This is a genomic window from Hyphomonas sp. CACIAM 19H1 (genome assembly GCF_003325995.1).
Lineage (GTDB): Bacteria > Pseudomonadota > Alphaproteobacteria > Caulobacterales > Hyphomonadaceae > Hyphomonas > Hyphomonas polymorpha.
This window is the reverse complement of sequence record NZ_CP016437.1, coordinates 1,414,786-1,436,979: the sequence shown is the minus strand read 5'-3', so window position 1 is coordinate 1,436,979 and position 22,194 is coordinate 1,414,786. Positions and strand designations below refer to the sequence as shown.

11 protein-coding genes are annotated in these 22,194 nt (G+C 60.8%); 4 read left to right on the top strand and 7 right to left on the bottom strand.

The features are described from left to right. Positions 1 to 178: 178 nt before the first annotated feature. Complete coding sequence (locus BBF93_RS06775; protein ID WP_162786454.1) at positions 179 to 1,357, bottom strand: hypothetical protein; 1,179 nt, start codon at positions 1,355 to 1,357, stop codon at positions 179 to 181. Positions 1,358 to 1,425: 68 nt separating this feature from the next. On the opposite strand from BBF93_RS06775, the gene BBF93_RS06770 reads away from it, so the two are divergent. Beyond that, positions 1,426 to 2,940 (top strand): trypsin-like serine protease, encoded by a 1,515-nt coding sequence (locus BBF93_RS06770; protein ID WP_114105415.1) that lies wholly within the window; start codon positions 1,426 to 1,428, stop codon positions 2,938 to 2,940. A gap of 147 nt (positions 2,941 to 3,087) precedes the next feature. Continuing rightward, on the top strand, positions 3,088 to 4,449 hold the full coding sequence (locus tag BBF93_RS06765; protein WP_162786453.1) for a serine protease: 1,362 nt from the start codon (positions 3,088 to 3,090) through the stop codon (positions 4,447 to 4,449). A gap of 201 nt (positions 4,450 to 4,650) precedes the next feature. On the opposite strand, the gene BBF93_RS06760 is transcribed toward BBF93_RS06765, so the two are convergent. Further along, positions 4,651 to 7,935 carry a CHAT domain-containing protein gene (locus BBF93_RS06760; RefSeq protein ID WP_162786452.1) on the bottom strand — a complete coding sequence of 1,095 codons (3,285 nt, stop codon included), beginning with the start codon at positions 7,933 to 7,935 and terminating at the stop codon, positions 4,651 to 4,653. A gap of 86 nt (positions 7,936 to 8,021) precedes the next feature. Between BBF93_RS06760 and BBF93_RS06755 the strand changes: the two genes are divergently transcribed. Further along, positions 8,022 to 10,283 (top strand): caspase family protein, encoded by a 2,262-nt coding sequence (locus tag BBF93_RS06755; protein ID WP_114105412.1) that lies wholly within the window; start codon positions 8,022 to 8,024, stop codon positions 10,281 to 10,283. A gap of 457 nt (positions 10,284 to 10,740) precedes the next feature. Here BBF93_RS06755 and BBF93_RS06750 read toward each other — a convergent pair whose 3' ends face one another. From BBF93_RS06750 to BBF93_RS06740, 3 genes are all read right to left on the bottom strand, one after another. Beyond that, entirely contained in the window at positions 10,741 to 11,286 is a 546-nt protein-coding gene (locus BBF93_RS06750; protein ID WP_114105411.1) for an RHS repeat-associated core domain-containing protein, read from the bottom strand. Between the two features lie 453 nt (positions 11,287 to 11,739). Further along, on the bottom strand, positions 11,740 to 12,831 hold the full coding sequence (locus BBF93_RS06745; RefSeq protein ID WP_114105410.1) for an RHS repeat-associated core domain-containing protein: 1,092 nt from the start codon (positions 12,829 to 12,831) through the stop codon (positions 11,740 to 11,742). A gap of 209 nt (positions 12,832 to 13,040) precedes the next feature. Continuing rightward, on the bottom strand, positions 13,041 to 19,514 hold the full coding sequence (locus BBF93_RS06740) for an RHS repeat-associated core domain-containing protein (RefSeq protein ID WP_114105409.1): 6,474 nt from the start codon (positions 19,512 to 19,514) through the stop codon (positions 13,041 to 13,043). A gap of 106 nt (positions 19,515 to 19,620) precedes the next feature. Between BBF93_RS06740 and BBF93_RS19970 the strand changes: the two genes are divergently transcribed. Then, a complete protein-coding gene (locus BBF93_RS19970) occupies positions 19,621 to 21,030 on the top strand; it encodes an RHS repeat domain-containing protein (protein ID WP_114105408.1) in 1,410 nt (469 codons plus the stop codon). 299 nt (positions 21,031 to 21,329) lie between these two features. On the opposite strand, the gene BBF93_RS06730 is transcribed toward BBF93_RS19970, so the two are convergent. Next, positions 21,330 to 21,590 (bottom strand): hypothetical protein, encoded by a 261-nt coding sequence (locus tag BBF93_RS06730; protein ID WP_114105407.1) that lies wholly within the window; start codon positions 21,588 to 21,590, stop codon positions 21,330 to 21,332. 38 nt (positions 21,591 to 21,628) lie between these two features. Continuing rightward, on the bottom strand, positions 21,629 to 21,877 hold the full coding sequence (locus BBF93_RS06725; RefSeq protein WP_114105406.1) for a hypothetical protein: 249 nt from the start codon (positions 21,875 to 21,877) through the stop codon (positions 21,629 to 21,631). Between the last annotated feature and the right edge of the window lie 317 nt (positions 21,878 to 22,194).

Below are 22,194 nucleotides of genomic sequence, written 5' to 3'. Positions count from 1 at the left end.
CCGGCCGTGACCAGATCAAACTGGCGTCCTGCATCGTTCACTGTCGGAAACTGTTCGTGCCCGAAGCGCGCCCTGGCGAGTTCGGGAACAATCCGGCCGACATAGCTGGTAATGTTCCAGTTGGAGATGCCGTCTCACGCTTCAACATAAATCGATCCAGTCAAAACGGCTCAAGATTTCAATCGGTCGTCTCCCCGGAGAAATTAACCGCCGGCTCTGAAACAAGCTGTGTTATATAGGGTATAATTTGCTGGATCGTCCTGTTCCCGAGCGCCTTGGGCTCGCCGGCGTACCGCTCGGCATTGATCTCCTCGAACGAACGTCCTTTTTCGAAAACCTCCTCAAGAAAATACCGGGTATCGCCCGTACGCCAGTGCGACGGAGCATAAAGCCTGGCCATCGAGAACGTTGCAGCGTTGTCCGATTTCAGCACGCCGCAATCGCGCCGCGTGGGCGCAGGGCGCCTGGCCGGGCAATAGCCATCAAAATAAGCGTATCGGTAATCAAGCCCCGCCTCGCCCGATCCCTGGGCAGAGAAGTATTTGAAGCCCATAACATCAGGACCGAACGTTTCGGTTTCTTCGAAGTCAGCCTTAAGATAGCTCAGGAACACTGCCGCATGTCCGCTGCCGTTGTTCCGGCTGAAATTGACGAAGTCGCCCGGCGCCGCGTCGGAAAATTTCACGCCCTGCCCCATCCCGAACAGGATCAGCGCGTCATGTGTGCCCGCCCCGTAGGCTCGTTTGTAGGACGGGATCTCCTTCTCTAGCTTCCAGACAAACAGCCAGGGCCGCAGCGACTGGAGCGAACCGCCCTGCCACTTCGATGCCGGCAGCTGTCCGTATACGTCAATATCCGGGTTCTGTTCTGCCCAGCGATTAATGGCGCGGATCATGATTTCCGTGACGGCGCCGACGCACATCGTCTTCGGTGACCCTTTGCCGGCCAGTGTGCTGGCACCATACATCAGAGGCTCGGTGTAGAAACTTGACAGGTCGTAGCCGAGGCCCTGCTTGCTGGCGGCCAGATCGTCGACGACGTTCAGTATTTCTGCCTGAAGTGTGGGTGGGGAAAGGCCCGCCGAAGGGCCCGCCACACCCTCTCCTTCTACCGTCAGGCCAGGCTGTTCGGAGTCTGTCATATCCGTGACCAGGGGACTTGCCAGCGTGCCCGTCGGCATTGCGGCCATCGACTGACCCTCCGAAGGCGTGACTTGCGCTGGCGGCGCCGGCGATCCGTTTGCGGACAGTCCTGTTGCCAGAAAGCCCGTGGTCAGTAAGGCGCAAACCAGGGCCAGCGGGCGCGGACCCCGCTTGGGTCGTTCTCGAGTCATTCGCATTCCCTTGGCATGGGACATTGACGGCCTTATTCAATACGCAGGATTGCGCAGGGCGCAACCGGGCAGTCAGCGGCGGGGCCACCGAAATGCATCATTGGATCGTCAGCCTCGTGTGCACCATGCTCATGTTGATCATGTCCGGTTGCGCCGCTGCATCAGATATTGGCGCGCCGGATGAACATTTCCGGCCATTCGACGCTATCCCGGAATGGGCTCCCGGGGTGCCCGGTCTCGATAAAGGGGTCGGCGCGGTCCAAGCCCGTGGGCGCGACTGGCGCTTTTTCGCCTCATTGAGGGGCCAGGTGGGCGGCGCTGTTCTTTATGACTGTGGTGCCAGTGCCATTTCTGAAGACTGGATCCTCACCGCCGCCCACTGTGTCGAAGGTGCATCGCGAGACGCGACCACCGGTGTCTGGTCGAGACCGGGAAAGGGGACGCTTGAAATCGTCCTCGGACAGGCCGACCTGACCGCTGTCAGGCCCGAACACGTTTATCGGGCGGTCGATGTGCGCATCCACGGCAACTACAGCCGCGAGGGCCGTCGCCACACACCCGTCAATGACATTGCGTTGATCCGGCTTGACCGGACCTGGGTAGGGCCGGTGATCCGCCTTTCGGGGAGCCGCGCCTCGGATGTGGACCGGTTTTTTGGCCAGGTATTCTTTGCCGGCCACGGAAATACGGAGCGCGAGACATCCACCCTTCAGAGCTTTCGTGTTGACGGCGTGCTACATCAGGCCTTTACGCCCGTCCTGCAGGCCGGTTTAATCCCTGCCCGGTCACCGGAATCCTGCCTTTCCGATTTTGACCTGGATGCGTTCATTCCCGATCTGATGATCTGTGCCGGGTTTGCATCCGGCGCCGTCGACGCCTGCCAGGGCGACAGCGGTGGCCCCCTGATTGCCCGGGACCTTCAAGGCAGGATCTACCAGGTCGGGATCATCAGTTCGGGCTTCAGCTGCGGCGCCGAAAACTCCCCCGGCCTCTACACCCGTGTCTCGGCCTTCCGCCCGTTCATCACTGAAGCGGCGGGCGCGCGTCCCTTCGTGGACGCCGTGCCGGAATTCGCGGTGACCATGACGAAGAGCGGCCTCAACGCGTTGCGCAGCCGGCTGGAAGGAAAAGATCAGGCAGAAAACGTCACACTCGAGTTATCGTCAAACGCTTTCGTGCTCAGATCCCACGCGCATCAGGAGGAGATGGCACTGACAATCCGGACGAAGGTGGGGGGACGCTTATGGGTCTTTGATATAGACGGTGAAACCGGCACGGTGACCTGTCTCTTTCCTTGCGCGGATACAGAGATATCGAAGTCGCTGGTCTCAGCCGGTGAAGAACTTCTGCTGCCAGGCGAACGCACGATGACCGATCCCATCCGGCCGAATAAGCCTGGCCCGGGCGAGATAGTTGCATTCATATTGCCTCCCCGTGTCGCCCTGGTCAGTGAGGCGATCCCCGATCTCGGCCTCACGAAGGGGGCCCCCGAAACAGTGCGCCTCGAATATCCTGACCTGCTGGTCGCCGAGTTCGACACGCCTTCCGCCTCATCCAAAGCGCAGCTCCCCGCCGGAGTCGCCGCTGCCGGATATCTTGTGGAGTAACCCATGAATTACCGGCTCGCTCCCGCATTGATTGCTACGCTTGCCACTGCGGCCTGCCACTTGGTTTTGGCGGGCTCTACCAACGCTCCGCCCCCTGAGGACTGGATCATCACCCTAACGCCAGAAGCGAGAAGCTCCGACCGGATCGTGAATGGACAGGCAGCCACGACCTCACAATGGCCTTCATTTGCCGCCCTGCGATGGCAGACAGGCGACAGGCAGTACGACTATCTGTGCGGCGGAACCTTCATCTCTGCCGAATGGGTCCTCACGGCTGCCCATTGTTTTGAAGACGAGATGAGGAGGACAACGCGAGGGTGGCGATATGCACCCCTGTCCGACCTGAGCATTGTCGGGGGCGCCGCCGACCTGGGCGGAACAGGCCCTTCAAATGTTCACCGCATCCGCAGCGTGGTGATCCATCCGGACTACCGTCCGAGCACGGAAACATCCGGTTCTGCCAACGATATTGCGCTGGTGCGCCTGCGCGATCCCTGGGCCGGGCAGGTGTCGCGCCTTTCAGCAGGTGGCCAAGCGGACAGTGACGCGACTGGCGGGCGCGCATTCGTCGCCGGATTCGGACTGCAGGCCGATCCGGACGAAATTGCAGGGATCAGCGCGTTCGATAGCCCGGCGGAGGGCATTTCGGCGGCTGCCGGATCACAATTTCTGTTGCATGTCATGTTGCCGATGAAGCCCCCTGAAGACTGCATGAAGAAATATGCGAAGTACCAGTTTGATGCGTTGTCGCAGATCTGTGCCGGCCATTTTGAAGGCAGGCGCGACAGTTGCAGCGGCGATTCGGGAGGACCGCTAGCCGCGCTCGACGAAAAGGGCAGAACCTATCAGGTCGGGATCGTCAGTTATGGCTGGCGATGCGCCGCCGAGCAGCGTGAAGCGGTGTACACCCGGATCGCCCGGTACAGGGATTTCATCCAGCTCCACGTCCCGGACGCCCGGTTCGTCGAGGCAAAACCGGAGATCGCCCTCGTCGCCTCCCATGAAATGATGACAGCGCTTGCGAGCGCGGTGCCGCCCGCCCGCAATGACGAACTCAGCCTGACTGTAGGACAGATGACATCCGGCAGCCGGCGCTCGCTCACGGTAAGTGTCGACCTGAAGGTATCTGGCCGGCTCCTGATCCTCGAGCAGGAAGCCGGTGGCCGGATCAACCGGCTGTACCCGAACGGGAAGACAGCTGAGGCAGATTACGTTCTGGATGCCGGACGGAAGATCGACTTGCCCGGCGCAGGCCAGATCATCCCGCCGAGCAAGGGAGGCGGTACGGTCTACGCCTTCGTGATCCCGGACGCCGTAACCTTCGCTGGCGATCTCCTGCCCACGCCTGAGCGGGTGCGCACCGTGCCCCTGAACCAGCAGGCTGAAGCCGAGCCGGTAACCTATGCGGCGCGCCTTTTGTCGGAAATCGCGGCGCGCTCGACGCGCGGCGGCCTGGCAGACTGGTATGCGGCTTCGTCCGCGTATCCCGACACCGCCGGCTCCCCCTGACCGCAGGTACAGTCCGTTTGGATCATACCCGGAAAACGGGGATGTTCAAACCGCATGTCGTCCGGATGTATCCTGCGTCTTCGAACTGTGCCCGGACATGCCCGGACGGAGAATGAAAACTGCGGCGTCTCCGCAGGTCTGCACCCGCAGGGGCCAGAGTTTAAAGCCGCGCCGCGTAAACCCGACCACTGCCCCCGCGACCTATTCGCCGCTCACCAGTATGAAGGGCGCCCATACGCGCGGATGCGCGAAGGATTCGCCCTGCTCGTCGCGATCGCGCGTCTGGGCGAGGGTGAACATGGCTTCGCGCATATGTTCGGCTGAAGAGGATGCGGCGCCGGACAAACGTGCCTCAGTCTGCAGGCGGATCGTTTCGGCAACCAGCAATGCTGATCCCGCGTCGTCTACCGGCCATTGCGAGACCAGGAGCGTCTGAGCGCCGGCAACGAAAAAAGCGCGGGCGAGCCCGGAAAGTCCTTCAGCCCCAGGCATACCGCCAGACGCCGTATCGCAGGCCGACAGAATGACCCACCGCGCCCTCAGCGACAGCAGCGCTATCTCGCTCGCCAGCAGTAATCCGTCATCCACATCGCTCGCGACAGCAGGCGGGGTCAGCGCAAGTGCCGGCTGCGTGAGCGCTCCTTCGAAGCTGCCCGCCACGAGGCCGTGGGTGGCAAACGCGATCACGTCGGCGGCAGCAAGGCTCCCGTCCTCATTCCGCGCCTTCACCGCGCGTTCCGTGGCGGCCATGCCGGTGAGGACGTTCCCGGCATCCGCCTGAAAACTGGCCGCCAGGCTTTTCAGTTCGCGGCCCGCCCCGCTGAGCCTGCGCAACTGGCGCAACCTCTCCAGATCGACGACACCATTGCGATAGACACTCGCAGGGTCCAGCACGGACGTATCGCTCGCCATCCCCTGAAATTCAGGGTCCCCGATGCCAAGGAACACATTCCCTGCCGTGGCTCCTGCGTTGCGGCCAGTACGCTGGGCAATCACGGCGGCAACTGACGGCACGACCGATAACGCCTTCTCGAGCCCGAGCCAGCTGGTTTTGCGTAGGGTTCCGGGATCACTGTCGCCTGCCCGGAGATCACCGTCCAGCGCCGGTGGCGGGGCCGTGACGAGCGCAGCGAAAGGCAACCCGAAGAGTGAGCTCTCCGGCGCAATGATCCACCGATGCTTGCCGTTGACCAGCCCCGCAATTTCCGGGTCCCCGAACAGAGCCGCGTAGAGCGTGTGGGATCTCTGCCGGTCGAAGACCTCCGTCCTGCCCACCGGCGCAATGGTCTTGAGACCCGGCGCGCGCGTATCCGTCCGGCCACCATTTGCCAGCTGGCCATGAAGCGCCAGCATCTCCGAGGTCAGCGCATCCGGGTCGATTTTGATCTCGGCCCAGGCGGCGTGTGATCGGGTCACGGCGAACACAAATCCCCGCCGCAAATCGTCAGGCCAGTAAGTATTTCCTGCCGACAGTACCAGGAGCACTTCGTCCTCACCGAGAACGCGCTGGAGGTCAGCCAGCGGCACCGCTCTGGGGGCCACCAGATCAAAAAAATCGCTTTTGCTGCGCAGACGGAACTCGCCCTCATCGCGCTGGGCCATGAGGCGCTGGCGTTCAACCAGGAGGTCGGCCACTCCCGGATCGCTCGCCGGCGCGCCGGGAATGGCTGCTGAAATCTTTGCATCTACCTGCCGCAGGCCTTCCAGCGCGGCGATCCAGGTTCGTGCAGCATCGCCCTGCCCGGCCTCAATCGCCAGCGCGCGCGCCGAGCCGATCGCGAGCCCGTCTCCGGCCGATGACAGGCCGACGAACTGCAATGCCTCGAAAGCCTCGGCCGAATGCGCGGCCCGGGCCTTGGGCAGGCGTTCTCCTTCACTCCAGGTCGCCCGCAGGAAAATCATCGCGCTGATGGTCACACGCTCTTTCAAACTGTCGCGATTGTCGCCCGCCGCCATGAATTCCGGGCGTCCGTAATTTTTTGCCTCAATCCTCCAAGCCGTTCTGGCAGGGGACACAGCCAGATCCGGCCGTCCCCAGGTGAGCATTCGCCATGCCCAGGGGGTATAGAATCCATTTGGCGGCGATCCCGCGCCATAAGCCTCCTCGAAGCGCGCCACGATGTGCTGAAACAGGGCACTGGCCTCCTGGATCCGTCCCTGTCGGCCTACCGACAGTGCAAGCAGTTCCTGCGCGAACAGCGTATTGATCACAGTCTCGTCCGGCGCGCCTTCCGCAAATCGGATCGCCTGCCTCAGTAGCGGCTCAGCTTCCGCGTACCGCCCTTGCTGGATCATGCGCCTTCCCAGCTGATAGAGCGCAGAGAAGCGTTGCGTGTCTGAGACACTCGCGTCCCCAGCCTGCAGGCTGATGATCCGGCGCATCACCCTCTCGGCGTCGGCAGGTTTGCCCTGCCTGTCGAGAAGCGCGATGAACTGTTTCAGCTGCTCGGCATCAGCGCTCTGTTCGGTGATCCCCTGCGCTGCGATCACGGACTGTAGCAGGCTCACAAACTCGGTTTCCGCCTCCACGGAATCTTCCAACTGCAGGACCGAAGCAATGTAGGCGGCATGAGTACTCCGCTCTGCGTGGTTCGCTGCTTTCCAGAAATCCCGCAGATGAGACTGCTCGCGCCGACGGAATTCGGCCTCCTGCGCCTCCATCCTGCGCCATTGCATGACCGCTCTGAGAAATCCGGCAGCGGCAGCGGCATGAATTTTCGCCTCGTTACTGCCATCAAAGGCGACGCGCCGCTCAGCCTCCAGGAGGCGTTCGCGCGCCAGACGTTCACCGCCACTTTCGTTCCCCTCAACGAAGAGCTGGGTCGCCAGGTTATGCAGCATGCCATGGAAATCGAGATCCACGCTGGGCACCGTCCGGTGGTCTGCGGACCGCCGGAAAAGCTGGTCAGCTTCCTGCGGACCAAGCTTCAGGAAGAGCATGTCTACCGCCGCCCAGAACTCCGCCTCGCCAATCCAGTTCGGCGAATTTGCAACGCCCATTCCGGGCGTGACAGAAAATATCTCGATTGCGTCGAGATAGAGGTCGAGAGCTTCTGTCCTGCGCTCGAGCCGGTCCAGTACCTTGGCCAGTTCCATGCGCATATACGCGGTCATCGGATGACGCGGCCCGTGCGTGAGGGAAGTGACGTCAACAGCTTCGCGCCAGGCTGGCTCCGCAGCGGCCCAGTCCCTGGCGCGCGAAAGCTGCTGGGCTGCCATGACGTGTTCAAGACGTTTCTGCTGCAAATCGGGCCTTGGCTCCTCCGCCTGACCCGGAATGTTCCAGGGCTGGCCCGGATCACCCAGAAACCTCGTCGCCGTCGGGCTGACCTGCGCGGCAGCGGACCCGGAAACAACCAGCAGGACGATGCATGTCAGCATGCTGCGTATCGAGACATGCCAGGCATCAGCAAGCATACCGACGTTCATGTCGCTCTCCGCAGGCGTCCCTGCTGAAAGTCTAGTAAGACTTCCGCTTGCAGACAATCGCCGCCTTGCCAGCCTGCTGGTTGCTGCATAGGCTTCGGTTACAGCCTGAACTCGTCCCGAGTGACAATGAGGAAGTGCGACCAGTGCAGCCCCTGCGCATCGAACGTCTCCTGATGGCCTGGCTCATGGGGTTCATGGTGTCCCTGCCCCTGGCGGGTCCTGCATCGGCGCAGGCTGATTCTTCCGGCGAACGCTGGGCGCTCCTGGTGGGGGTTTCGGATTACCAGAATATAGGCCCGCGGCTTTCCGGTCCGCGCAATGATGTAACGCTTCTGTCCGCCACGTTAATGGACGCGGGATTTTCCCGGCACCGTATGCGCCTGCTTGCCGACGGGCTGGAGGCCAGCACGGTCGAGCCCAAGGCGACTGCGGACGGCGAGCCCACACGCGAGGCCATTCTCGGCGGCCTTGACTGGCTGACAGAGGTGGCCGGGCCCGGCAGCGAGGTGATGATTTATCTTTCGGGTCATGGCTCGCAGGCGCCTGCGGCGACGCCTGGCGACGAGACGGACGGACTCGACGAACTGTTCCTGCCGATCGACGCCGTAAAAGCGTCCGCCGGGGAACCATCTGCCCTGAACGCGATCACCGACAATGAGCTGGGGGTGAAACTGCGTGCGCTGCGCAACAGGGGCGCGAAAGTATGGCTGATTGTTGATGCCTGCCACTCTGGAACCCTTTCACGGGCAGGAGAAACAGTGCGCACAGCGCGTTTCGTCGACCCCGAGAGCCTTGGAATCGCCCGCGGCATGGGCAGGGCCAGACCCTTAGGATCAGGTCCTGAGAGCGGATCGGCCGCTGACGGTGTCTTCAACTTTGGCGCAGCCGATAACTTTGTCGGCTTCTACGCCGCCCTCCCCTCCCAGCTCGCCTATGAAAGCAAGGCGCCCGGAGCCGAGGGGAGCATCGTCGGAGAGTTTACCTGGAGCCTCCTGACGGCGATCCGGGCAGGCGGTGCTTCCGACTATGAGGAACTTGGCCGCCAAATTGTCTCGACCTATGCCCAAGGCATGCGCAGCGAAACGTTCGCGATGTTCGAGGGCGATCTTCACAAGTCTCCGATGATCGGTTCGGGACCCGGAAGGAAGTCCTTCGCGATCCGGTCGGCAGGCGGCGAGCTCTTTGTAAAGGCGGGGGCGCTTGACGGCCTTGGAGAGGGCACAGTTATTGCGCTCAATGACCGGGCCGGCGATACGAGGATGCTTGCCCGCGCGCGCCTCAGTGTGACGGGATTGAGTGAAGCCCGCCTCGAAATCCTGGAAACGGCAGCAGCCGGAGAAGCAATCATTGCCTCTGCAAAGGCTGGCGGGCGCGCCGAGCTGGCACGCCTGGCTGCCGTCGTCATTGCGCAGGACCCGTCCTTTGTTCTGCATGTCGCAGGGCCCGCGACGCTGCCGGGCCGGACCGCGAGCCCCGGTGACCGGGATCTGGTGGCAAAGGTGACGGGCCTGATGGACGGGCTGCTCGACATGGCCCCCGAAAACCGGAAGGTCGCCATACAACGGGCGGGGCCGGATGAACCTGCAGACATATATCCTTACATCTCCGATGGCCGCGTCTGGTTCTTCAGGCGGGGCGCAGACCTCGCCCTGCGTGGCACCGGGGACCCTTACAGCCTGGATGCCGCCAGCCTCACGATGGGAAACCTGGAAGGGGCGCTCAGGCAATTCGGCAAGCACGCTAACCTGATGCGTGTGGCCGGGACGCTGCGCACTTCAGAAATTTCAGCTGCGCTCGACGTGCGCCTTTTCGTGCTTCCGGGATCTGCGGAAGCCCGTCAGGGGGCGCCTTGCCCATCCCTTGACGGGCCCGGGAATGCGCCCGAGCAGATTGGCGGCCCGCCCCCCGGCGCACGGGAATACAAATGGCGCGAGAGCCCGCCGGTCGTCAGGAATTGCGACTATGTCTATCTGGATGTCCGCAACACAGGCAGCGTCCCGCTCGATGTTTCGACCTTTTACATCGATGCCTGGGGGAACGTCTTCTTTCTGTGGACCTATGCCGGCGGTTACGAAGGCGACGGAATGAGAGTTCACCCGGGCGAGAGCCGGATTGTCTACTATCCAGAAAGTCTCGCCAATGCTGATCATCGCCAGGCGACCGGGCCCATGCAACTTCTCGTGCTCGCCGTTCCCGGTTCACCCGGAACAAGCCGTCCCATAGGCTTCAGGCATCTGGAAGCGCAGGGCCTCAGTGTGCGCAGCGCAGACCATCCCGCCAGCGAGCTGGGCGAACTGCTGGAACGGGCGGGTTTCGGCGACGGCCACACCCGCAGCGCAGGTGCGATCAGGACATCGGCAAACGGTGGCGCGCTGGTCATTCCGGTCGTGACCCAGGCAAACTGAACAGTACCCCGGAGCGGGTTGGACCGGCACTCCGCCTGGTGTCCGGCCCGGGAGATTGCGGCAAGCGGATCAAGCTCTATGGCCTCGACCCCCGAGGCGCCCCTTGCGCCTTCACCGTTACCGGCCGGGCGGGATCGGGATGATCGCGTAAAGGGAACAAGCTTTTTGTTCTAGTATCGATCAGCCTCAAATCTACTTCGGAGTAGTCCACCGATTTCTCTGCGCTATGCCCATAGAGATTCGACATTACCCACTCAATGTATTTTCGCTTGTACACTCGGAGAACGGGTGAGACACGCTTGTTCCCTTCCAACCTGTTTAAAGCTTCGGATATCGATGTCTTCGCATCCTCAGTTCTCATTGTTCGGAGATTCAAATATGCTTCCAAAAGAAAAAATCGATTCTTGGATAGCCTGGACTGTTGCGCTCTATACTACTTAATTTGAGCAACGCTTCTTCAAATCAGGAACCTCCCCAGCATGGGGTCATAGGCCCGCGCCTTGTAGTGATAGAGGGAGACCTCAGGCAGGGCGATCTGGCCGGTGTAGCGAAACCGGCTGCCGTTCCAGGCATCCGGTTCGCCATAGGGGCCATAGAGTTGGCGAGATGACGTCGCCCCATTCACGGCAACGATACTCCCCTGCCGGTCGGCGATCAGGTAGCGCTTGTCGGTGAGACCTGCGCCCTCATACCAGACCAGCGGCTCGTCGATCCCCGGCCCATGCAAATAGCGCCGCAGCAGCGTGCCCGCGCCGTCATACTCCGCCAGCAGCGCATTGCCGCCATACAGGAACTGCGTGGTCGCGCCGCCCGCCACCGTCTGGCGCAGCCGCCCGCCGGGGTCGTAAGCCAGCGTCATCGACGCAGCCCCGCTCACCGAGGCCAGCCGGTTCTCATAGTCATACCCGAACGTGCGGGCCCCGTCCGAGGACAGATTGCCCCGCAGGTCATAGGTGAACCCTGTGCCGGAAACCGCCGTGTACTGGTTCAGAGGCACCGTCATACTGATAGCTCAGCGTGCTCAATCGTAGACGAATGATCCGCCATTTAGCGTGAGATTTTGCTCTCTGTTTGTGCCCATACAATTGCTAAACACGCTGTTTGAGTCGAGCGATTGTTCCGAGCCCAATTAAAGACACACACATCACCCAGTAGCCTAGCGACAATCCGTCGTCACCCACAGCAAAGGAAAAAAGTATCTCAGAATGAACCCAGATAGCCCAACCAACAAAAATCAGAAATGCCAAAATCGCTAGAACGACTGATCTCAAACTCAAAATGGCGAATAAAAAAGCTGGTGCGATCAATATCATTGAAAAAATGAGAAAGTATAAAATTGTCAGTCCAAAGCTTCCAGCGACATAAAGTAGATCCATTTTTAGTACAAAGATCGAGTGCGTTGTCGTGACGACAGCTCCAGCTATAATTGATAGCAACCACACGCTTAGCGTTCGAATCATCTGCAAATTTTACTCCCTGTCGGCACCACGCACCCTTCGTTGCGAGCTTCGTCAGTGAGCGCTTTGCCTATCGCCTCCCGATGCGCTTGATTGCCAAAGTCAAAATCGCCTCCAAGCTCTTTTAAGACCGCTTGAACCGCTGAGTTTGGAGACATTTTCAAAGCACGATTTGCTTTATTCGAAAATTGCGCGCGATCTTTGTCAGGCATAGATTCAAGATAGCTTTGCACTAAAGACTGCTCAAGAGAAACAAGCGCATGATCAAGTGCGGTCCCAGATAGACCTTGGAGTTCTGAGGGCAGTGTACCGCCATCATACAGCGGCTCATACAAGGGTTTGTTCACCTGGGCATATAGAAGCACGCCCAGATGATTAGCATAAGTAACTGACTTGCCTGACATAGGATTCAACCACCGCGCACCAGGAATCATCTTGCCTATTTCACCTCCACCCAGACCTGTCAGGCCTGTAGTATAGGATGCTGCAGCGAAGAAGTACGTGGGATGTTTTGCTGTTCCGTCTTGGAGGGAGGCATTGAAGGATTGGTACGCTCGGCTACGTCCATATGTCGAGCGAATAAAGGCCTTCGCATGTACCCGCTCAGCGCCCGAAGGATCCATAAAGTTCAGCGGATCATTTCCGACATAGGCATACCAGTTGAGACCGTCCGCATACCCCACCGGATCGGTCTGGAGGAACCTGCCCAGCACCGGGTCATAGGCGCGGGCCTTATAGTGATAGAGCGACACTTCCGGCAGCGCGATCTGGCCCGTGTAGCGCAGCCGGGAGCCCGCCCAGATGTCAGGCTCACCATACGGGCCATAGAGTTGGCGAGATGACGTCGCCCAAGTCACGGCAACGATACTCCCCTGCCGGTCGGCGATCAGGTAGCGCCGGTCGGTGAGACCTGCGCCCTCATACCAGACCAGCGGCTCGTCGATGCCCGGCCCGTGCACATAGCGCCGCAGCAGCGTGCCCGCGCCGTCATACTCCGCCAGCAGCGCATTGCCGCCATACAGGAACTGTGTCGTGTTGCCGCCGGAGACGGTCTGGCGGAGACACCCGCCCGGATCATGTGCCAGCGTCATCGAGGCCGAGCCGGAGACCTTCAGTTTCGCGTGGCGGATTTCGCTGAGCGCTATCCGACCTAACAGTCGCGGAGAGACTCTGTCAGGCGAGAAAAACCAGAAGAGGATGACGCATCGGGCAAAACCGTTATCGAAGAGTAGTCAAAAGGAATATTGCAATTAGTCCCAATACATTAAACCACAAGAACCATTTCCACGGCGATCTCTGCCTACTCACACTGCCCCTCCTCAGTCACCTTGCAGATTTCCATCTCTCGCCTCCGGACAATCCGGCTTCCAGCCTCGGAAACAAGAAATGTGGCCGTAAGCGTGTTGGTGCCTGCGTCGTACTTGAAGTCCGCATTCGACGCCGCTGCCGCTATAATTGAACCAACTACTTCGCTTGAAAGCGTGCTTGGGTCGACTCCAGAAGCGACCAAGTTGTCGTGAGCAGAGTATATACTCGCAACGATGGATGCCGGCACGTTCGCTGCGCCAACAGTCAGGCCGACCGTGACAGGACGTTTGGTAATAGCTACAAGTGGAGCATTCAACATACTTCCGTACAGAAAGTTGCCTGAGTTATATGCGAATCCTTTGTCCAAGGTCTGATCGACCCCCATTCTGGCCAAGTTGAGTTGACTGTCCGTGCTCAACTTCAAAGAAGCAGCGACAACGCTATTTACAAAATCAGTTCCCGATCCATTCGTCGCATATCTCATTGCTGCACCAACCGCGCGCCCTCTGTCTCCAGCACCGCAGCTAAACATGTCCGCACCAGAACAAGAGTACGCGTGTGCTGCTTTTTGCTGTTCAGCTGCTTGTTGTGCATGGCGCTTTCTGTGGACACTGTCCAGTCCAGTGGGGTCAATCATATTCAACGGATCATTTGCGACGTAAGCGTACAGGTTCATCTGATCCGCATACCCCACAGGGTCGGTCTGCAAGAACCGTCCCAACACCGGATCATAGGCCCGCGCCTTGTAGTGATAGAGCTCAACGCCCGGCAGTCGGATCTGACCAGTGTATCTGAACCGCCCGCTCAGCCAGGTATCCGGCTCACCATAAGGGCCGTAAGTATGCCGCGTGAGAATGGCCCCGCTCTCGGCCACAATGCTCCCTTGACGGTCGGCGATCAGATAGCGCCGGTCGGTTAGGCCCGCCCCCTCATACCACACAAGCGGCTCGTCCACACCAGGACCATGGACATAGCGCCGGATCAATGTGCCGGCGCCATCATATTCTGCGAGCAGCGCGTTTCCTCCGTAAAGAAAATCAACCGTGTTGCCGCCACTCACCGAGACCAGCCGCAGCCGCCCACCCGGATCATAGCTCAAGCCCGCAGTCACCGGCCCACCCACACTTATCAGCCGGTTCTCATAGTCATACCCGAACGTGCGGGCACCGTCCGAGGTCAGATTGCCCCGCAAGTCATAGCTGAGCCCCGTACCCGATATGGTGGTGTACTGATTGAGACCGTTTCGATCATAAGCCTTGCCCGCCAAGGGCGCAGCCCAGGTATAGAGCTCATTCGTGGACGTTCTTTGCTCGACCTGGCTGGCCGGCGTGTAGGTATACCCATAGGTCTGATCATTGCCGGTGCCCGGATGATCAAGCGTCAGCCCGGACAGCCTTGAGGCGGAATCATAGTTGAAAGTGGAGATACTGCCGTCGCCTCGCGTCAGAGTCGCGCGGCGTCCAAGCGGGTCGTAGCTGTAGTCCGCCAGAGTCCCGGCGCCACTCTCGAGCACGAGGTCAACGCGATTAAGCGCGTCATAGGTGTAGGTCACATACTGACTGTCCGGCCAGGTTATCCGTTCGCGGTTGGACGCCGCGTCGTAGAGATAGCTCAGGGTCCGCGCGGTGCCGATCGTGCTCTGTTCGCTCAGCATCCGTCCGGCAGCATCGTAGCTGTAGATGAGCCCGTCGCCCCCGGTGGACACGAACCGGCTCGATAGCGCCCGGCCAGCCAGGTCATATTCGGTATAGACGTCCTCTGCTGTCCCGCCAGGAATGTCCTTCACGGTTTGACGGTTCAGGACATCAAACTCAAATCCGATGGTTTCGCCAGAGCGGAGTCTGAGGCTCGTCCGGTTGCCATTGGCGTCATAACCATACCCCTCATAGTCAGGCGCGGCGCCGCCACTGGCGCAGGTCAGCTCATTCTCTGCGATGCCCCCGGTGTTTGCCGCATTCGAACCCAGCGCCGCCACAGGGAAGTAAAGCCGGCACAGACGATCAAACCCGTCATAGACATAGACTGACCGGTTATCGTTCGCATCCCTCACGGACGCCTGCAGGCCATTCGGGGTGTAAGTATACCGCGCATAGTCCTGCTGCAGCGGCGAGCCATAAGCCCGCATGATACGGGTGAGCTGACCGGCCAGGTCATACTCATTACGGGTGATCCGGTTCACCGGATCGGTCACCTGCAGCAGGCGATCCAGCGGATCATAGGCATTCGTGGTCGTGTTGCCCGCCCCATTGGTCACCGTATGAACCTGACTGGTTGGGGTGTAAGTGCGCGTCTCCAGTGTCTGCCACGCCGTGACATCCGTACCCGAAAAAGCCGTGCCGCCCCTGGTTTCCTGAACCCGCCCCAGGGCGTCATAAAGGGTTTCGGTGGCGGCCAGCAGCCCCGCTGCGCTGCCCCCGTCATGGTTCTTTACGACCGTCGGGCGGCGCGCGGCATCATACGCCGTGCTCGTGGCGTTGCCTCTCGGGTCGGTGACGCCGGTAATATTGCCCCAGCTGTCAGGCGTGTAGAGCGTTGTGAGATTGAGCGCCGGGTTCGCGCCGATTGCGACGGTGGCAACCGTCATCGAGGTCCGGTCTCCGAGGGCATTGTAGCCATACGTCGTCGTACGCCCCGTGGGATCGGTCTCGGACGCGATCAGACCAAGCGCATTGTATCCGAATGTATAGGTCGGGTTCAGCCCGCCGACCGCCGGCCGCACGGCGGTTGCCAGCTGTCCTGCCCCGTTGCCCGACGGGTGATAGGTAAAGCTTGTCGTGTTACCCCGCGCATCCTGAAGGGTCGCGATCTTGTTCCAGGTACTGTCATAGGTCGCCTCAATCTCCAGCGGCGACAGTCCCGAGCCGGGCTTGGCGTTCCGGACGAGCTTTGTGACATTGTCCCGGGCGTCATACTCAAAGACATCATGGTCACCTTCAGGATAGGCGCGCTGTATGACCCGTTTGCGTCCGTCATAGTCAGCTGTGGACAGACGATTAATCTCATCAATGTAGCGGACAGGATTTCCGTCGGTGTCGTAATAGACTGTGTAGATGCCCCCTGCAGGATCCACGCGGCTGCCGCGCACCTGATCCGCGATGTAGAATATGTAGGGGTTCCGGGTCGCCTGAAGCGCGACCGCGTCGCGCACCTCTCTTACCCGGCCGAGCGCGTCATAAGTGTACTCGAGCGCAGGCAGGGTCGCACTGACAGGTTCAAAAATCCGGTAGATCTGCGGCCATACCGGGCGGGTGGTCGCAGATCGCCCCACACCCGGCGTGAACGCAAAATTCCACTTCTCCCCGGCGCTCGCTGTGACTTCCGTCCCGGGGGTGTTCACCGACGCACTCCGGCCGCCAATGGCTGCTGAATCTCCGTAATAAGTCAGGGTTCTCCCGAGACTGGAGGTAACGGCTCCCGGAAGAAATGAGAGGGAGGGTCCCTCAGGCCAGGTCCAGCTGCTCAGCGTGTAGTAAGACATTATTGCGCAGGGATCTGACGAATAGCCCGTTGTGACCGGAGCAAAACTGAGCGTGTCACCGCCAGGATTGCGCAGCGTGAAGGTCACCCCTGTGATATCCCACCGCCGGGCCGGGGCGGGCACCGCCGGTGCCTGAGAGGGATTGGGATGGCACATGTCCCGCACTTTGGTGCGCGGCGCAGATTGAGTGAGGGGGCCGGGATTGCCGACGGGCGGCTGCCATGTGTTGTCCGCGCGCCGGACATATTGTTGTCCCTGATAGCTCCGGGTCACCGTTGCCGTGTTGCCGACCATCCGGGCGCGCCACCAGTCAGCAGCGAGCGTCGCGAAGACATCCCGGCGAAGGTCATCCAGCCCAGCCTGATAGTAGATGTCCTGCATCGCCATGATCGCGATCACGGCATCTGTGGCCACCAGAGGGGTCGTTCCCCCCATCGCCTCAAGACCAGATCCCCCCAGCGTGAAGTAAATGTCCCAGTTTCCGGCCCAGCCTCCCTTCGGGGGCCCGATGCAGGGCCCGAAAATGCCCGTGCACCGCCCGCCCGGCTGGAAGGTCAGCTGATAATCCAGACGGTAAGGCGCTCCTTCGCCACCTCCGGCCGACAGCAGAGAGGGTGTCGTGTAACTTGTCTTGCCATTGGACAGGTTTACCCCGTGCACGGAACTCCTGTCTACGAACCTGTCCTTCAGGACATCGGGCGCCCGGCGCGCATCAAACTCGACCGCGCTCGATTCCGGAGAACTGCCCCCTCCCCCCTTTCCGATTTCGGTTCCTATCTGGACGATATGCCCGATCTCAACAACGTTGCCTTCCAGATCAAATTTGTTAGCCACAAAGGCGCCGCCGCGCTGCAAGCTCGGGGTGTAGGCATAGGTGGGACCAGGCAGCAGATTGCCCAGCCTGCCGCCCGGCCCCGTAAAGGCTTCGCTCGTCCCGATAACCGAAAACCCGCTATTCAAATACGCCTGAACAAGCCCGGAATAATTGTTGCGCATGTTGGAGCGCTCACCAGGCGTAATCGGGAGAGAATCTGTGCAGCCCGTGGTTGTCCCATCAAAGACGATCAGCGGCAGGGTATTGGGCGAGGTCAGGCCGGTGAAGTCGAAGAAGCGCCGGGCGCCGGTTGCACACGGATCTTCATCCGGTACGTTGGACCAGCCAAAGCGTGACGCCGTGGACGTACCGTCGGGCAGGTCCTGCATCTGCTCAACGACGGATCCCTCCAGCATAGCTGCGGCATTGGCCGCAGAGCGGGCCACCGCATTGGCACGGGCCGTGTCATTGTCCAGATTCACGACGCTGAGCGCGGTTCTGTAGTCAAGCAGGGTCTGCTGGTTGGAGACCCCGAAGTCGAATGGCCCCCCGGGCGCCACCTCATAAGTCTGCATGTCATAGGTCCAGCGCACCAGGCCGACACTATGGTGATGACCTATCAGGCTGTGCCCGACCCGCTCCTGAAGATAGAACATCTGGCTCAGCTGCGCGAGCCAGTTCGCGCCCAGCAGCTGCCGGGTGAAATCCCCTGCCGGTGAGAGAAATTGCGGATTGCAGAGATATTCCGGGGTGCATTCATACCAGCCGAGCCGCCCGGGCAGCGCCTTGTCTTCGGAGCGCTCCGTTGACCATTTGGCCGAAAGCTCCGGGGAGGTGCTTCCCCAGCCATGAATGATCGTGATGGGGATCGCGCCGCCCCCTGCATAGGTGATCAGTTGATCGGCATATGCCCCTGCATCGGCCGCATAGGGATGATTTACCTGTATCTCAGTGGCAAAATTGAAAGACGGCCCGCAGGTTCCCGGCGTGGGGCAATCGTACAGGATTGAGTTGAGCTTGACGTCATCCAGTTCCAGATGAAGTCCCAGGCTGAAATAGTCTTCAAATTCCTGAATGTGATCATAATCGAAGTTCGAATTGAACCCCAGGCGGCGACCGTAAATTTCATCGACCCAGAGCTGGCGCTCGAAACTCCCGAACCAGATATTCACATCGACATGCATGCCGGTGCGGTACTGATCCGGAATATCGCCGGTAACCGCTATCGCGGAAGCCACACCATAAGGAAGCGTGGTCGCCCGGAACCCGCCGGGCGGCGCATATACCTGCGCAAGGTTGGGTCCGCCCATAACTTCCGGCATATCGGCCGAGGGCGCGTTCGCAGACAGATCCGAAAGAAGCTGCTGCGACCGGGCGCTGAGATAGGTTGCCAGCGACGACGTTCCGATCTGCCGGATATAGCTCTGACCACCCTGCGTTCCCGTCTCCAGACCTGAGGAGGCCTGTGTTGCGGCGGCGCCGGATACAAAGCCTGATCCGGCCACAAGGTCGCGGCCGGCCGCTATATGCCTCGATTTGAATGACGGGTCGAAAACATACCACGTCCCGCCGATATCAACCTCAGACCACGCATGCTTCATATCGACGGAGATAACGGATCCCGACAGGTCGCAATTGGCCGGAGAGCTTCCGTTTATCGCCGCTGGTATGCCGTTATAGGCAAGCAGTTTGCAGGCGGCCGCCGCATTTGAAACGCCCGTCCAGGCTTCAAACTGCGCGCCGGTAAACGTCGCCGTGCCGATCTGGTACCGTGCAGAATAACCCGCCTGTCGCACGATCTCGACAAACAGCACGTTGATGTCGAACGGTGTGCCCGACCGGTCAATCAACGTGCCGAGCGCGCCTTTGCGCAGCCCGAACGAGAATTCGACGTCGATATGGTTATGGACGTATTCGTATATCAGATCGACATTGTCGCCGAGTGCTCTTGCCTGCTCGACGATCTCCGGCGGCCGCCCCTCAAATCCCGACACCCCTGTGAAAGAAGACGTCCGTGTTGCAGATGTACCATAATAGGATTCTGCGGCAGCGGGCGATACGAGCAGTCCGTACTCAAACTTTGTCGCAGGCAACAGCTGAGCGCGCGCGGCGCCGCCCGCCCCGCTGAGCGTCTGAAGGATCGACACTACGAACAGCCAAACCAGAGCCCGCATATTCCACCCCAACTTCGTCTTGACAGGCCCAGTATTTGTCTATTTTTGATTGAGTCAACCATTGGGCGAGCGGTTCCGGGATATTTCCCCGGGAAAGGGGCGAGACATGATTGGCCGGCGCGGTTTTCTCGCCCAGATCCTTGCGGGCGTATCGGGCGCCGCTTTGCTCAGCCTACGGAATAATGCATTCGCCGATACGGTAACCTATACTTATGATGAACTCGGGCGGGTGAAGACCGTCGTCTACAGCAATGGCGCAACAATCACTTATGAGTACGATGCAGCCGGCAACCGGACGACACTCAGTCAGACGCCGCCAGATTCTGTTCAGGCCACTCTCGCTGCAAGCCCCACCGAAATCGCGCAGGGCAATGCCTCAACCCTCAGCTGGACGAGCAATTTTGCAACCGGCGTCTCCATTGATCAGGGAATCGGAGCCGTGTCACCGATTGCAGCGGGTTCGGTAAATGTTTCGCCCGCCACAACCACGACGTATACCCTGACCGCCATCGGCCCCTTTGGTCCGGCTACGGCGCAGGCGACCGTCACTGTCTATCCGACCCCCACCTGCACGCTGATCGCAACCCCCGCCACACTTACCCTGGGCGAGACAACAACGTTGAGCTGGACCAGCGCCAACGCCACGAGCGCAGCCATTGATAATGGTATAGGGGCCGTCAGTCCCGTCGCAGGCGGGTCAATCGTCATCACGCCCTCAGCATCGGGAACCTACACTCTGACGGTCAACGGCCCGGCGGGTGGGAGTAATACGGCGAGCGCTTCGGTGACGGTCAATGACCCCATCTTCGAGACAACTATTCAGATAACCGGATCAGGTCCGGTAAACCTCCGCAGTCTCGCGAATGCCGCCGGCTATAACGGCGCCATGAATGCCAACATCACCTTCGAAGTCGGGAATGGTGTGGCCATTACCGGGCCCGGGGGCGTTCCGGGGGGCATCGCCATCGATACCGGCACATGGCCAGGGGCCCCTTTCACGATCAACCTGGCTCTGGCGATCAAAACAGGAGGATCCGTGTTCGGAGGCGGCGGCGCAGGCGGTGAAGGCGGAATTAATGCTATGCCCGGCGGCGCCGGGGGCGATGCCATCTATTGCCGGCATCCGATCACAATCACGATCGACAGCGGCGCGCAGGTCCGCGGCGGCGGCGGGGGTGGCGGCGGGGCAGCAAGCACCGAACAGGGCTGGCCGGAACCCGAATATCTTGCGGGTGGCGGCGGCGGCGGCGGCGCGCCCAACGGGCCGGGGGGCGCTGGCGACTGGGGTGCGTCCAACGGCAGCAATGGCACATCCTCCGGAGGGGGCGCAGGTGGCACTGGGGGCGCTTATGGAGGCGCAGGCGGTACCTACGGTACGCCCGGCGCAAATGGCCAAGGCTGGCTGAGCCCCCCTTCTCCGGGTGGCGCAGGAGGCGCGGCCGGCTACTGTATTCGCAAGAATGGTCATACGGTCCCCGTTACCAACAATGGATCAACCTCTGGCACTATCGGCTGAGATCTGCCCCCGTATTCTTTCCCCCCGCCTGCCGCCGGCAGAAATCCAAATCAACATGAATTACCGCGGCGACAAAGGCATCAAACCTGCAGGAAAGAACTCCCCTTCTGTCCAAAGCAGAAGCTCCCCCCTTTGATGCGGCGCTCAAATGGCTCGACACCGGGCATGGTGAATTTCATCCCGGCCGGCTTGCATCCGAGTGCCGACAGGCCAGCACACCGCGCAACGAATGGGAGGATGTAGGGTGCGGCCCGGCACGCCGGGCGGGAGCTCCGGCTCACATCCCTCTTCCCGTCTCTTTACAGACTACGAATGTTCGTGATCAGAGGTTCCCACTTCCCGTCCCTGTCTTTGGGAGATGTGGGCGGGAAGCCCCGGCGCAGGACATCGATCTCGAAGTCCTCGCCCGCCGCGCGGATCCCCGGCCCGCCACTGTCCGCGCCGACAAAACCTTCGGCCAGGTTGCCCGCATGGGCGCCGAGCCTCACTTCGCCGCCCAATGCCTTGTTGGCCGCGTCCATCACGCGGCCGGGAGACCCGAAGGAATAGAGGTTGCACATGGGCGCAGCCTACGCCCGCGCGCAAAAAGGAAAAGCCCTCAATGTTCGGGCCGTAGCCGCTTGAGGATCTCCTCTGCCGAACCGGTCAGTTCGAACTCACTGGCAATGTACTGGTCTGCTGTGGCTTCAGCCTGCAGCCGCCCAAGCTCGGCCTCATCGCGCGCATATTCCGGAAAGTCTTTCCCGAACTCCGCGTCCACGAAGATCACCAGCCAGCGATACCCGTGCTCCAGGCCATACCGGACCTGATCAGGCATCGCGTCAATCACAACGGTGGGATCAGCCATGGCACAACCCTCTCTTCGCAATCAGGAGTTTGTTCTTATTTGTTCTCATTTTCGGCGTCAATTTCAGAAACCGCGGGGGCTAACATAATGGAGGCTATTGCTGAGAGGCAGGCCAATCCGGCGGAGCCTGGCCTTGTTCCGGTCCGTGACGAGGAACCGATCAATCAGAAGTTCCCCTCCCCGTGCCTAGCGCCGGTACACTGCCCCCTGTCGGATCGCCTGCGCGGATATCTCAGAAGCTGACGCCCCCTCGTCCCGCCACATCAGGAGCGGCGCAGGCTGAACGTTCAACGACAGATCCAGAATCTGTTTCAATC